The organism is Psychrobacter sp. GTC18467 (assembly GCF_055397455.1).
The window spans coordinates 2,052,368-2,066,116 of record NZ_AP038920.1; the positions used below are offsets into that span (position 1 = coordinate 2,052,368).

Genomic DNA, 13,749 nt, shown 5'->3' on the forward strand with positions numbered 1-13,749 from the left:
AAACGGTTCAATTAAGCTTAAAAAGTCATGCCACAGTATAGCAAAAATTGGCGGTATTGAGCGCCGCCGTTTTGATTATTGATAAATGTCGCTGCGACCATTTTCATTATTTTTAAAGCGCCGATGAAACCACATCCATTGGGTGGGGTCAATGCGAATCAGACTTTCAAGGATTTCATTCACGCGAGTGGCATCAGTCACTTCATCATTACTTGGATAATTATCAAGTGCTTCGGTGATGGTAATATGGTAATGCGGTCGTTTGCCACTTGGAATGTTATCAGGGGTTTGCCGGTAGGTATGCAGCGCCATAACGGCAGGTGGGTTTGCTTTACTGCCGAGTTTTGCAAGGCGTCTTGGCATGGTGATGGTGGCTGCCGGAATGCCAAAAAACGGCGCCATCACCCCTTGCTTTAAGCCGTAATCTTGGTCAGGAGAATACCAAATGACATGACCGTCATTAATAGATTGAACCAAACTTTTCATATCGCGGCTTGAGATTTGCTTACCAAAAATCTTCGTTCGACCATTATAAATAAACCAATCAAGCAGCGCGTTATTTTGTGGTCGGTACATACAATCGGCAGGGAAAAATTGGGTACATAATAAGCCGCCCAAATCCAGCATGGTATAATGAGCGCCTAGTAAAATGACCGCTCGGCCGTCTTTTTGAGCTTGGATTAAATGCTGAAGTCCTGAAATAGTGACGGTTTTGGTAAACAAATTGGGTCGAAACCAAGCGCATAAGGTTTCAAAAAGTCCAATACCTTGATTGACAAAAACCTGCTTTGCCATCAGTTCGCACTCAACTTCTGGCTTTTCAGGAAATGCCAATTTTAAATTAATCAAGGTATCACGGCGGCGCGAGGCGGCTAAATGATAAACCAAAATTCCAAGTTTGCGACCAAGCCAAAATTGAATCCGAAGCGGCAAATACATCATCGGCAAAATCAGCAAAAACGCCAGCCAAATGCCCCAATATTTGGGCAATAAAAACTGCCATTGAAACGGCTGTTTTTTAGCAACTGCGGTTTGCTTGTGGGTTTGTGTTGCTGTTGGCATGCCTTTTGGAAGCACAACCTTATGATTTTGAGCAGGCTTTGGTTGCAGGTTTGCTTGCTGCTGTTTGGGGTCGAATTGTTCAGGCGCTTTCATAAGACTCTGTGATTTATTATTTTAGCTTTATGATGGGGCAGAGCGGTTGTGATTGCAAGGATTTAGCTTAGATTGCTGCGTTTTTGCTTTAGTTTGTCAATAAAAAAACCTTATAAGCCGTAGCCTATAAGGTTTTTCTTATTTTGCCGCTGTAAGGTTATAAAACAAACAACCAAAAGCACAACAAAATAATTAACGTTTTGAGAATTGAGGACGCTTACGAGCTTTGCGAAGTCCCAATTTCTTACGTTCAACTTGACGTGAGTCACGAGTGACAAAGCCAGCAGCTTTTAGTGCAGGTTTGTTAGCATCGTCAAGGTCAATAAGGGCGCGGGTGATTCCGTGACGGATTGCACCGGCTTGACCGCTGATGCCGCCGCCTTTTACCGTGATGTAAAAGTCGTAAGCAGTTGCTGAATCAAGCAATTCTAATGGCTGACGAACGACCATTCGTGAAGTTTCACGGCTGAAGTATTCATCAAGTGGCTTGCCGTTAACAACGATGCTACCAGTACCTTTAGCTAAAAAGACACGAGCGGTAGACGTTTTGCGGCGACCTGTTCCGTAATTGCGTTCCATAAGTGGCTCCTTAGATGTCTAGTTCTTTTGGTTGCTGAGCGGTGTGAGGGTGCTCAGTTCCGGCATACAATTTTAATTTTTTAATCATTGCATAGCCAAGAGGACCTTTTGGCAGCATGCCTTTCACTGCTTTTTGTAGAACATCTTCAGGCTTATGAGCGATAAGCTTGGTGAAGTTGGTCTCTTTGATTCCGCCAGGATAGCCGGTGTGACGGTAGTATTTTTTATCTTGCGCTTTTTTGCCAGTTACCGCGATTTTGTCGGCATTGATAACTACGATGTAGTCGCCAGTGTCAACGTGCGGGGTGTAAGATGGCTTGTGCTTACCGCGAAGACGGAGAGCGATTTGGCTGGCTAGGCGACCTAGCGTTTTGCCGTCAGCGTCGACGACAAACCACTCATGGGTTACGTCAGCTGGTTTTGCACTAAGTGTTTTCATGATAAAACCTTAAAGTAAAAGTCGTTGAGAGTTTGGGAACGGGGCTCTCAAAAAACAGACTGCACATTATAAGCAGTCGCCTTGCTGCTTGCAAGCGGCATTGACGTTATTTTTAGCTTAATATTTTTTTATTAGCGCTTAAAATACAGGGTCATCAAGCCAAATTTGGCAAAGCGCGGCAAGACTTGGGAATTTGGATTAAAACCCGACTATTATGCCGATTTTAAGCAATAAAGTCCAGCGGTAACTTGACCCATTTTGACCTGTTTTTGGCAGATAAATTCCGCACTTAACGGCTCAGAAATACGACTTAACATGGGCGTTAAGTCTTGGTCAGCTTCTAAATAAATCAAGGTGTTGTCATCAATCCACTGGTTTTGAATTAACGCCATTAATACAGGCTGCCAAAGGTTGAGCGCGTAGGGTGGGTCAATAAAGGCAATATCAAAGGGCACGTTTGAATTTGGTTGATTTAAAACCGTTTCGGCAAAACCTTGAATAATTTGTAATTGCTCAGGGTTGATTTTAAGTTTATCAGCGCTGACTTTTAGCTGCTGACTTTGCTCACGATTGGCTTCAATAAAGGTGCAGTTTATCGCGCCGCGAGAGAGCGCTTCAAAGCCAAGAACGCCGCTGCCGGCAAAAGCATCTAACACGCGGGCGCCAAAAATATCGCCCATCAGCCAGTTAAATAAGGTTTCGCGAAGGCGGTCGGGCGTTGGTCGTAAGCCTTCGGCATCGATAAAGCTGACCGTTCGGCGTTTAAACGCGCCGCCAATAATGCGAACGTCGCTGATTGCAGGTTTCGCTGACGAATTATTAATGATAGATTTTTTAAAAGCTGATTTTTTGCTTGTTGATACCGATTGCCGAGTAGGTTTTTTTTGTTTCATAATCTTTAATTGTAAATAAAAAATGCTCAATTGCGCTTTGTTAATAGCAGTTAATATAAGGATTGGGCGGTATTTTAACAAAGTTTGTGATAAATTTTTGCCAAAAAAACTGCTTTTGGTGGCAGTTGGCTAAGATGCTAATAGTGCCAAGGTGTGCTAAAATCAGACAATTTTTTCAATTATCCTAATAGGCTTAAGTGATTTAAACCTATCATCTGCCAATCCGCTGCGTTTTGGCACAATCGTTTTTGTCAAAAGCAATTTTCAAGGGCATCGCAACATGGTCGCAACCTCAATCTGGCAACTGCTGGCTGAGCATCCTGAGTTTCTAGCGATGCTGACCATCCCGCCGGTGACCGCGTTTGTCACTTGGGTTCATGTTTGGATGGCGCTTAAAATGCTGTTTTATCCCATTAAGTTTTGGGGGATTCGCATTCCGCATTTTCCATTTTTTGGGCTGCCGGGGATTGGTTGGCAAGGCATTGTTCCAAGAAAGGCGGGGAAAATCTCCGGCGTTATCGTTGACCAAACGCTGTCAAAACTTGGCTCGCTTGATGAGTTTTTCCAAGCGATGGAGCCTGACCAAATGGCGGAGTTTATCACCGAAACGGTCGATAAAAACCTTGAAGATTTGATTGATGAAATCATGGTTGAGCGCTCAGAGGCGCTTTGGCGCAATCTGCCGTTTGCGGTAAAACGGCGCATTTACGCGCAAGCCCATCAAATGCTACCAAGCATCATGCAGTCGCTCGTGAATGATTTGACTGTTCATGTTGAAGATTTGGTCGATATGCGCCAGATGATTGTCAATAAGATGGAAAGCGACCGGCGCTTGATGGTCAATATGTTTTTAAAGGTTGGTCAAAAAGAGATTGATTTTATTTGGCATATTAGCGCGCTGATTGGGCTGGTGTTTGGCATCGTTCAGATGTTTATTTTCCTGTTTATTCCGCAGCATTGGACGGTGCCATTTTTTGCTGCAATTTGGGGATTGCTTACCAATTGGATTGCCATTTGGATGGTGTTTAATCCGGTTGAGCCACGATTTATTCGTTATTTTAAATTGTTTAGCGTGACAGGCAGTTTTCCATTTATCAAGCTTGAAAAGCCGCATTGGGATAGCTTTCGCTGGCAGGGCGGTTTTATGAAGCGCCAAGATGAAGTGTCAGAAGTGTTTGCTGAAATTGTGGTTCGTGATTTGGTAACGCTTGAGAATATCATGAATGAGATGATGTTTGGGGCGCGGGCGGGGCAAACGCGTGAGCTGATGAAGTCGCATTTGTATGAGATTTTGGACACGCCGGTGGTGAGAACGTCGCTTCGGGTAAGTTTAGGACGGCGCGAGTTTGGTAAACTTAAAAATACCATTATTGATAAGTCGATTTTAGCGACGATGGTGCCGCTTCGTGACCCTGAATTAAATGAAAGCCGCGCCAGTAAAATCTTTGGGTTATTTCGCGACCGCATTCGGGCGCTGTCGCCGCATGAGTTTCAAAATTTGCTCAGACCTGCCTTTCGTGAAGATGAATTAACACTGATTATTTTAGGCGGCTTAACAGGGTTTTTGGCAGGTTGGCTGCATTTGATATTGGTATTTTATCCCATGGCGAATTGATGACGTTAAAGCGGCTGATATGAAGTGAAATCAGCTGATGTTAAAATGATATTGAAAGATAAAGGGTGACGCGGCAAGGGCTTAAAAGGTCGCGGTAATGACCAAATTTACAAGGTTAGGTGTATGTTAATCACAGAATTGGGCTATTTTGCACTGCTTTGCGCACTGGTGTTGGCAGTCTTGCAAGTGGTGCTGCCCACCATTGGCGTGATTCGTGACCAAGTGGCTTGGCAGCGTTTGGCGCCAAGTCTTGCTTGGGCGCAGTTTGCGGCGATGATGGTTTCCTTTGGCGGCTTGATGGCGGGGTTTTATTTTAATGATTTTAGCCTCGTTTATGTGGCTGAGCATTCAAATAGCTTGCTGCCTTGGTATTATAAGCTGTCGGCAACTTGGGGCGGTCATGAAGGCTCGCTACTGCTTTGGATGACCATCATGGCAACGTGGTGTGCGTTGGTATCGTTTTTTAGTCGTGGTCTGCCGCTTGCGATGCGCGCTCGCGTTTTGGTGATTTTGGCTGGTGTTCAGACGATGATGCTGACGATGCTGATTTTCACCTCATCGCCATTCACCAGAACGCTACCAAATCTGCCCGTTGATGGCGCGGATTTGAACCCTGTGCTGCAAGACCCTGGGTTAATCATTCACCCGCCAATGCTTTATATGGGCTATGTGGGCATGGTCGTGCCGTTTGCATTTTGTATGGCGGCACTTTGGGCAGGCAGGCTTGATGCGGTTTGGACGCGCTGGTCACGACCTTGGACGCTGGCTGCTTGGGGCTTTTTGACCGTTGGTATCGCGCTTGGCTCGTGGTGGGCATATTACGAGCTTGGTTGGGGCGGTTGGTGGTTTTGGGACCCCGTTGAAAACGCCTCATTGATGCCTTGGCTTGCCGGAACGGCGCTCTTGCACTCATTAGCGGTGACCGAAAAGCGCGGTGTATTTAAAGCTTGGACGATTATGCTTGCCATTTTTGCCTTTGCGTTAAGTTTGCTTGGCACGTTTTTGGTGCGCTCAGGGGTTATTACCTCAGTGCACTCGTTTGCTGCTGACCCAACGCGCGGGTTGGTGATTTTGATGATTTTAGGGGTGATTGTTGGCGGCGGCTTATTGATGTTTGCCGTTCGTGGTTGGCGCTTGACGGTTGAAAGCCAATATCAGCTGATTTCGCGTGAGTCATTTTTGGTCATTAACAACGTCATTATTTTAATTTCAACGCTTGTCGTTTTGCTTGGAACGCTGTATCCCATCATTGCTGATGCCTTTAAGCTTGGTCAAGTGTCTGTAGGTCCGCCGTACTTTAACGCGCTATTTGTCCCTTTAACTTGGCTGTTGCTGTTAGCCATGGGAATGGGGTCAAATATCCGCTGGAAAAAAGACTCAAGACCATTACTTGGCGCAAGCTTAATTATTGGCGTGAGCAGCTTAGTATTAGGCGCAATCATTGCTTATTTTACCCATCCCTCAAGCATGCTTAATATTGGGGTGAGCGTTGCGCTAAGCCTTTGGGTGCTTGGCTGGATGGTCGTTGATTTTAAAGACAAAACCAAAAATGCCCCTAATTTTGTCAGCGGTCTTGGCAAGCTTCGCTTAAGCTATTGGGGTCAGCAAATTGCGCATTTGGGCGTGATTATGAGCGTGATTGGGGTTGCTTTTACCACCTCATTAAGTATCGAGCGCGACGTGGCAATGGGGCTAAATGACAGCGTTCATGTTCAAGGTTACGATTTTAAAATCGTTGATTTTAATGAAATTAAAGCCAGTAACTTCGATGCCATGCAAGCTCAAGTTGAGGTCAGTAAAGATGGCAAGCCGGTGACTACCTTGTATCCTGATAAGCGAACTTATATTGTCAGCATGATGCCGATGACGGAAGCGGCGATTGATGCCAGCCTTATTCGCGACGTTTATGTGGCGCTTGGCGAGCCGATTGCTGAAGGTAGCGACAAATGGGCAGTTCGAATTTATGTCAAACCCATGATTCGCTGGATTTGGCTTGGCGCTTTGGTGATGACCTTTGGCGCTGCCTTAAGTATGTTTGACCGTCGTTATCGCTTGCAGTCACGACAGCAAAAGCTGTTGTCCGACAGTGTGGTGGTTGAGCATGACAGCTACGATGACTCATATCCTGTGCCCGCCGTTGCTGCAAATACCGATGCAAAGGAGAAGTAAGATGGATACTTCTAATCAAAATAAGCCGGTCACGCCTAAAACCATGAATAAAAAACAAATGAAAATTTGGTTTTTAATTCCGCTGTTGGTGTTTTTAGGCTTTATGGTCATGCTGTATTTGCGGCTAGGTAAGCCAACTGAAATCGTGACCAATACTGCCCTTGAGCGTCCTGTGCCAACCTTTGAGTTGCCGCTCTTGTCCGATACCACGCGCAACATGACCAACAGCAATTTGCCCAAGCAGCCTTTTTTAATCAATATTTGGGGCTCGTGGTGTCCAACGTGCATTATTGAGCATCCATTTTTGATGGACTTAAAAGACCGCGGTGTCAATATCGTGGGTGTCAATTATAAAGATGAAATCGGCAATGCGCTGAGTTACTTAAATCAGCGCGGCGACCCATATTCCATGTCAATTCAGGATTTATCGGGGCAATTTGCCTTAGATTTGGGATTGACCGGCGCTCCTGAAACCTTTGTGGTTGATGGCGATGGCGTGATTCGTCAGCACATCATCGGCGAGGTGAGTGAAGAAAACTGGCAAAGCCGAATTGCGCCGTGTTTGATGCTGTTGAACAATAAACAAGGTCAAGCGCCCGATACCAAATCGCTAAAAGAGGTTTGTCAATGATGATAAATAACAAGCTGCCATTTTTTAGCAAAATCATTGGCGTGATGATAGCCGCGCTATTTAGCATCAGCGTTTTTGCCGCCATTGACGTTTATGAGTTCGACTCGCCGCAGCAAGAAGCCCAGTACCGCGGATTGATTGAAGAGCTTCGTTGCCCAAAATGCCAAAATCAAAATTTGGCGGCAAGTGATGCCCCCATTGCCCAAGACTTAAAGCAAAAAACCTATGATTTGGTGAAAGAAGGTCGTAGCGACAGCGAAATCCGCGATTATATGCAAGAACGCTATGGCGATTTTATCAGCTACAAGCCGCCGGTTCGACCCTCAACTTGGATTTTGTGGTTTTTCCCGCCGCTGTTATTGATTGTGCTGATTGCCGGCTGGTTTTGGCGAACTCATAAACGGCAAAGCCTTTTAAAGTTGCAGCAAAATCAGCAACCGGTGGCGGCGTTAAGTGCAAGTGAGCAAGCCGAGCTTGAGCGAATGCTGTCAGGGCAAAATGATGCTCAAAACTTATCAGCCGAGCGTACCGAAAATCGTACTAAGGATAACTCATGACCTTATCTTCGACAATTGGCTTATTTATCGCCCTGAGTCTATTAACGGCGATTCTTTTGGCACTTATCGTCATTACCCCGTGGCTGCGGGCAAGAAAGCTTGCGGACAATCCGGTGGACAATCAGCTGCTTGATTTAAACATTGCGGTATTTCGAACCAGGCTTGCTGAGTTAAATGACGATAAAGCGGCAGGAACCATTGATGACAGCCATTATCAAAACCAAAAGCTTGAGCTTGAGCGGCAACTGCTTGATGCTAAGCGCCACATTGCGCCTATGGTTGCCCCCGGTATCAAAAGTCGATTAATCGTGACGATTTGGGTGCCGATTTTAGCCGCGCTGGCGTACCTGCTCGTGGACAATAGAACACCGGTATTTGAGCTTTGGCAAGCAGAAGACAGCGTGGGTCAAGTGGCGGATGATTTGCTGACTGCTAAAATTGACCAGCCGCCTGAGTGGGCAATCAAAGATGGCAGAGCATTAATCAGTGCTATGCAAACCAACGTTTATCGCCATGCTGATGACCCCGACCGCTGGATGCGCTTATCTGAGCTGTTTTTATCGCTTGAGGCAACCCCTTCGGCATTAGAGGCGCTATCGCGGGCGTATCGCTTAGCGCCTGATAATGATGAAATTGCCACCACGTATGCGCAGATTAGCTTTTTTTCAAATGGTGGTCAGCTTGATGCCAACAGCCGCCGCGTGCTGATGGACGTTTTAGCCAAGAACCCCAGTCACGAAGGCGCGCAAATGCTGATGGCGATGGGCGAGGCGCGAAGCAATAACTTTGATGAAGCTCAGCGCTGGATTACACAGCTTCGCACAAATATTGCGGCAAAACCGGGCGACCATTCCGGCGCCTTGGCAAGCCTTGATGAATTAAGCGCCAATGTTGAGCAGCAAAAAGCACAGGCAGCAGAAGGTATTGAAGTGACCGTAACTGTTAATTCAAGCTTATTGCCCCTGATTAAAGGCGATGATTCTTTGTTTGTTGCCATTCGTGACGTCAAAGGCGGCGCGCCGTTTGCCGCAAAACGCCTGCCCATTAGCGTCATCAAACAAGGTCAAGCGGTGGTTAGCTTAAGCGATTTGGACGCGATGATGCCTGATCGAACGCTACAAAGCGCTCGCGCCGATAAAATCCAACTGGCGGTCGTTGCAAGAATCAGCCATAGCGGCAATGCCACGGCAGAATCTGGCGACTTATCCGCAAACCCTGTCGTCATTGGCGCTGATAAAAATAAGGTCAATATCGAAATCAATCGGCAAGTACCTTAAGTTAAGATTTAAGTTTTGATTTGGCTTTTAACCGCGTGTTTAACAAATTAGCTGCCTTACTTTGCCTTGAAAAGTTCAAAAAATACTTGAGCTTTTAAGGCAAGCAAGTTAAGGTAATCGGGCAATAATTGAGTAACAATATACCTTTTTAAATATTTTTATATTTTTGACAATTTTTTTAGATATTGGCAGCCGCCAATCATTGGAGAGTGATTTATGATGCGAATCATCTTGCTTGGTCCCCCAGGTGCGGGCAAAGGCACCCAAGCTCAGTTTATTTCCCAAGAATTTGACATTCCGCAAATCTCGACCGGCGACATGCTGCGAGCAGCGATTAAAGAGGGCAGTGAGCTTGGTCGCCAAGCAGAAGGCATCATGAATTCAGGTGGCTTGGTATCTGATGATTTGATTATCAACTTGGTGAAAGAGCGTATTGCAAAACCTGATTGCGCCAATGGCTGCATTTTTGACGGTTTTCCGCGAACCATTCCGCAAGCGCAAGCGCTAAGTGATGCCGGCGTTACCATCAATAACGTTGTTGAAATCAGCGTCCCTGATGATGACATCGTTAACCGTTTGTCTGGTCGCCGTCAGCATCCTGCCTCCGGTCGCGTTTATCACATTGCTCACAACCCACCAAAGGTTGACGGTATTGATGATGTGACGGGCGAGCCCCTGATTCAGCGTGACGATGACAAAGAAGATACCATTCGTGAGCGCTTAGCCACATATCAAAAGCAAACTTCCGCGCTGGTTGGTTTTTATCAAGACCAAGCAAAAGCAGGCGAGAACGCGCCAAAATATGATAAATTTGATGGCACCCAGCCCATTCAAGAGGTCAAAGAACAAATTTTAGCCGCTTTAAAAGGCTAATGTGTTTTTAAAACGCGCCATGTTAAAAGTAATAAAAAACCCTGATTGAATATCAGGGTTTTTGTATTTAGCTTTAGAAACTCAAGCTAAATTAAGCGTTACCTTGAGCATCTACTTGAGCTTGCTGCTGGCTTTGCGCGTAAGCTTGGTCGAAGTTGACTGGCGCAAGTAGCAGTTGCGGGAAGCTGCCACGAGTGACGATATCGCTGATGACCTCGCGAGCATAAGGGAACAAGACATTAGGGCAATACGCGCCTAAGATTTGCCCAAGTTGGTCTTCTGGGATATTTTTTAATAAGAAAATACCGGCTTGGTGAACTTCAGCGATAAATGCCGCTTCTTCTGAGTTATTGGCATTCACGCTGACGGTTAATACCACTTGGTAATGGTCGTCATCAAGCTTTTCAGCTGAACTTGATAAATTGATGTCAAGCTCAGGGTTCCATTCTTTGGTAAATACTTCCGCGCCTGGAACTTCAAGCGACATGTCTTTGACATAGATACGCTCAAGGGCAAGCTGTGGTTGGGCTTGTTCTTCACTCATGGTTATTCCTTAAAGTTGTTAGTTTTTTAAAGATGATTGGTCTTTAAATTTAGTTTTGCCTCAAAAATAAGGGCATTAAAATAAAAAAATGCTTATCCGGCAAGCATTTCATCAAGTTTGCCTTGTTGGTTAAGCTTGTTTAACTCATCAAAACCGCCAACAAAGGTATCGCCAACAAAGATTTGCGGAACGGTGCGGTAGTTATTGGTTTTTTGCATCAACGCTCGGCGCTCATCCATGCTCATGTCATGCATGCCAATCTCCTCATAATCAACGCCTTTAGACGATAATAGCTGCTTGGCATTCGAGCAATAAGGGCAAATTGGCGTGGTATAAACTTTGACAGAAACGCTCATGGGGAATCCTTTTTATTAGCCTAGGTAAATTTTAATTGTAGGTTATCGAGCTTTAGATTATTAAAATAATAATTCTTATCATTAGTGGGGAATGCCAGTACCAATTTCAAGCTAAATGGAAAGTTTTTTTAAAGTTTTAGCTGTTAATTAAATTGAGCAAAAAAAGACACCGATAACGATGCCTTGTTATAAGTAACGGGCTGATGAGGTTATTTTTGAAGCGTCGGTTTGGATTTTTTCGCCGCTTGCGTTTTGTCGCCAACCAACGGCATTCCTGCGGCTTGCCAGCCGCCGATACCACCATCTAAGCGGTAAACATTCTCTTTACCAATCAACTGTACCGCCGCGCCTGCTTGAACGCCCATATCACAAACAATAATGATGGGGGCTTCAATGGCACGAATTTCGTCTAAGCGGTTGGTAAGCTCGGTAAATGGAATATTGCGGCTGCCTTGGATAAAGCCAGTTTCAAATTTCTTTTTCGGGCGGATATCAATCAATTGCGCGTTTTGCGAGTTGACCATCATACCAAGGGTACTTGGGGAGATTTTTTTGCCACTGCGTTTGTTTTCAATGGTGAAAAACAGCACCGCCAATACGGCTAAAATACCAAATAAAAACGGGTGGTTTCCCATAAATTCAAGCGCGCGATCCAAAGCCTTTCTCCCAAATGTTAAGCCAACTTGCTAAGCCCGTCATTATACCGCCAAGCTGACCTGTAGTAAAACGATAAGCCCAAATTCATGAACGATTAATAACTGATTTAATTGATGATAACTTAATACGGTTTGGTGTCCGCCTCCTCTTGTAAAGTCACCAAGTTGTCAACGCGGCGCTTAAGAACACGACCGTCAGCAACGGCTTGCCAAAGCGCGCAGCCTTTGCTGTTTTGGGTATGGCGGCAGTCGCGAAAACGGCAGTCTTTGGCAAGCGGCGCAAGCTCAATGAATCCTGAAATGATGTCCTCAGGGGTCAAATGCCAAATGCCGTACTCGCGAATGCCGGGGGTGTCAACGATGCCGCCTTGGGTTAAATCTTGCGGGTCAAAAGGCAACAGTCGGCTTGTGGTTGTGGTATGTTGACCTAATTGCGAGTTTTCAGAGATGACGTTGACGCTTTGTGCCGATTCTGGAAGTAGCGCGTTAATCAGGCTGCTTTTACCAACGCCCGATTGACCGGCGAAAATGACTAATTTTTTATCAATATAGGATTTTAAATCATCCAAACCGCGATTGGCGTCATTTTTGGCATCAGCTTTTGCAATATTTTCAGGGCAATCCACCGAGGTTAATACACTGTCATAGCCCAATTGCGCATATTCAGCAAGCAGTTTTGCCGTTTCCGCATTGGGCTCATTGGCAAGTAAATCAGATTTGTTGAGTACCAAAAGCGGTCTGACGCCGGCATGATGACAAACGACCAAATAGCGGTCAATGAGCGTTGGCGCAGCGGCTGGCAAGGGCGCAAAGACGATTGCTAAGATATCGATATTTGCGGCAACGGGTTTTAATTTATGGTAGCGGTCAGGGCGCTGAATGAGCGATACGCGCGGCTGCATGGCTTCAATGCGCCCAAAGCCGGTATTCGGATCGGCAGCCCAGCGAACGTTATCGCCGGTTGCCAGCATCGGCAAATTGGTTCTGGCATGACAGCGCCAAATGTCATTCATGACAATCGGCTGCCAAAATGGCTCAGGGTCGCCATCTTCAATTGCTGGCGGCTGTGGCATCACGGCGGGCAGGCTTGTCACTTGAACTTCAAGCTGCTTGCCATAATGCGCCATCACCACGCCGTCCATAAGCGCCTCATCATCGCTTGCTTGGCTTGATTTTTGCTGTTTTTCAATTCGGCGGATTTGCTGATGGGTCAGTTTTCGTTGCCGGATGAGTGCCATAATTGCGCCTTGTGCAAAAAAGAAATCGATTAGCGCTAAGTGTAGCGTGAAAATTTGCTAACATACAGCCTAAAGCGGCATCAGCGGACTAGGATTTTGTCCTATTTTTGCAAAAATTGCGGTTCATAGGATTAAGCCGCCGAGCGTCGCCCCCTTTTATTCCAAGGATTTGATATGACCAGTGAGCATCCCAATAAGATTAAGATTAAACATCAAGGCAAAAAAGGCTTGGTTTGGATTGACCTTGAAATGACCGGACTTAATACGCTTTCTGACGAGATTATTGAGATTGCCACCATCGTCACCGACGAGGATTTGAACATTTTGGCAGAAGGTCCGGTATTTGCCATCAAAGTTTCTGACCAAATTTTAAACGGCATGGACGATTGGAACACCAAACAGCATGGTCAATCAGGGCTTATCGACCGCGTTCGAAGAAGCACGGTCACGCTTGCCGAAGCGGAAGCGGAAACCATCAAATTTTTAAATAAATGGGTCGATAGCGGCAAATCCCCAATGTGCGGCAACTCCATTTGCCAAGACCGGCGTTTTTTAGCGCGGCAGATGCCTGAGCTTGAGCGCTTTTTTCATTACCGCAACTTGGATGTGTCGTCAATTAAAGAGCTTTGCTTTCGCTGGCGCCCCGATATTTTGCAAAAATTTGAAAAAAACAGCAGCCATTTAGCGCTAGATGACATTCGCGACTCCATCCGCGAGTTAAAACACTACCGCGAGCATTTTTTTAAACTGATTGCTTAATAATGAGT

General features: G+C 45.8%; 15 protein-coding genes. 7 read left to right on the forward strand and 8 right to left on the reverse strand.

All coding sequences use genetic code 11. The annotated features are described in order from the left end of the window. Positions 1-75 precede the first annotated feature (75 nt). The 4 genes from ACZ5XY_RS09135 to rsmD form a co-directional block, all read right to left on the reverse strand. Positions 76-1,062, reverse strand: coding sequence for an LpxL/LpxP family acyltransferase (locus ACZ5XY_RS09135; protein WP_464743849.1), 987 nt, complete (start codon positions 1,060-1,062; stop codon positions 76-78). A gap of 285 nt (positions 1,063-1,347) precedes the next feature. Next, complete coding sequence (gene rpsI, locus ACZ5XY_RS09140) at positions 1,348-1,734, reverse strand: 30S ribosomal protein S9 (RefSeq protein ID WP_169393155.1); 387 nt, start codon at positions 1,732-1,734, stop codon at positions 1,348-1,350. A 10-nt stretch (positions 1,735-1,744) separates the two neighbouring features. Beyond that, positions 1,745-2,173 carry a 50S ribosomal protein L13 gene (gene rplM, locus ACZ5XY_RS09145; protein ID WP_201532921.1) on the reverse strand — a complete coding sequence of 143 codons (429 nt, stop codon included), beginning with the start codon at positions 2,171-2,173 and terminating at the stop codon, positions 1,745-1,747. 212 nt (positions 2,174-2,385) lie between these two features. Further along, complete coding sequence (gene rsmD, locus ACZ5XY_RS09150) at positions 2,386-3,066, reverse strand: 16S rRNA (guanine(966)-N(2))-methyltransferase RsmD (protein WP_464740962.1); 681 nt, start codon at positions 3,064-3,066, stop codon at positions 2,386-2,388. A gap of 280 nt (positions 3,067-3,346) precedes the next feature. Between rsmD and ACZ5XY_RS09155 the strand changes: the two genes are divergently transcribed. The 6 genes from ACZ5XY_RS09155 to adk all read left to right on the forward strand — a co-directional run bounded on the left by ACZ5XY_RS09155 (position 3,347) and on the right by adk (position 10,188). Then, positions 3,347-4,681, forward strand: a complete 1,335-nt coding sequence (locus ACZ5XY_RS09155; protein ID WP_464740964.1) for a hypothetical protein — start codon at positions 3,347-3,349, stop codon at positions 4,679-4,681. A 123-nt stretch (positions 4,682-4,804) separates the two neighbouring features. Further along, a complete protein-coding gene (locus ACZ5XY_RS09160; RefSeq protein ID WP_464740966.1) occupies positions 4,805-6,850 on the forward strand; it encodes a heme lyase CcmF/NrfE family subunit in 2,046 nt (681 codons plus the stop codon). Position 6,851: 1 nt separating this feature from the next. After that, positions 6,852-7,481 carry a DsbE family thiol:disulfide interchange protein gene (locus ACZ5XY_RS09165; protein ID WP_464740968.1) on the forward strand — a complete coding sequence of 210 codons (630 nt, stop codon included), beginning with the start codon at positions 6,852-6,854 and terminating at the stop codon, positions 7,479-7,481. Next, positions 7,478-8,038, forward strand: coding sequence for a cytochrome c-type biogenesis protein (locus ACZ5XY_RS09170; protein ID WP_464740970.1), 561 nt, complete (start codon positions 7,478-7,480; stop codon positions 8,036-8,038). The genes ACZ5XY_RS09165 and ACZ5XY_RS09170 overlap by 4 nt, the downstream gene beginning before the upstream one ends. Next, complete coding sequence (gene ccmI, locus ACZ5XY_RS09175) at positions 8,035-9,315, forward strand: c-type cytochrome biogenesis protein CcmI (protein ID WP_464740972.1); 1,281 nt, start codon at positions 8,035-8,037, stop codon at positions 9,313-9,315. The genes ACZ5XY_RS09170 and ccmI overlap by 4 nt, the downstream gene beginning before the upstream one ends. Positions 9,316-9,531: 216 nt before the next feature. Next, entirely contained in the window at positions 9,532-10,188 is a 657-nt protein-coding gene (gene adk, locus ACZ5XY_RS09180; RefSeq protein WP_464740974.1) for an adenylate kinase, read from the forward strand. Positions 10,189-10,279: 91 nt separating this feature from the next. On the opposite strand, the gene secB is transcribed toward adk, so the two are convergent. The 4 genes from secB to rsgA form a co-directional block, all read right to left on the reverse strand. Further along, a complete protein-coding gene (secB, locus tag ACZ5XY_RS09185; protein WP_464740976.1) occupies positions 10,280-10,732 on the reverse strand; it encodes a protein-export chaperone SecB in 453 nt (150 codons plus the stop codon). Positions 10,733-10,824: 92 nt separating this feature from the next. Further along, complete coding sequence (grxC, locus tag ACZ5XY_RS09190; RefSeq protein ID WP_464740978.1) at positions 10,825-11,088, reverse strand: glutaredoxin 3; 264 nt, start codon at positions 11,086-11,088, stop codon at positions 10,825-10,827. A 209-nt stretch (positions 11,089-11,297) separates the two neighbouring features. Continuing rightward, the gene (locus ACZ5XY_RS09195) at positions 11,298-11,744 is read right to left on the reverse strand and encodes a rhodanese-like domain-containing protein (protein ID WP_464740980.1); all 447 of its coding nucleotides are present in this window, start codon (positions 11,742-11,744) and stop codon (positions 11,298-11,300) included. Positions 11,745-11,866: 122 nt separating this feature from the next. Further along, on the reverse strand, positions 11,867-12,982 hold the full coding sequence (gene rsgA, locus ACZ5XY_RS09200) for a ribosome small subunit-dependent GTPase A (RefSeq protein ID WP_464740982.1): 1,116 nt from the start codon (positions 12,980-12,982) through the stop codon (positions 11,867-11,869). 174 nt (positions 12,983-13,156) lie between these two features. Between rsgA and orn the strand changes: the two genes are divergently transcribed. After that, the gene (orn, locus tag ACZ5XY_RS09205; protein ID WP_464740984.1) at positions 13,157-13,741 is read left to right on the forward strand and encodes an oligoribonuclease; all 585 of its coding nucleotides are present in this window, start codon (positions 13,157-13,159) and stop codon (positions 13,739-13,741) included. Positions 13,742-13,749 lie beyond the last annotated feature (8 nt).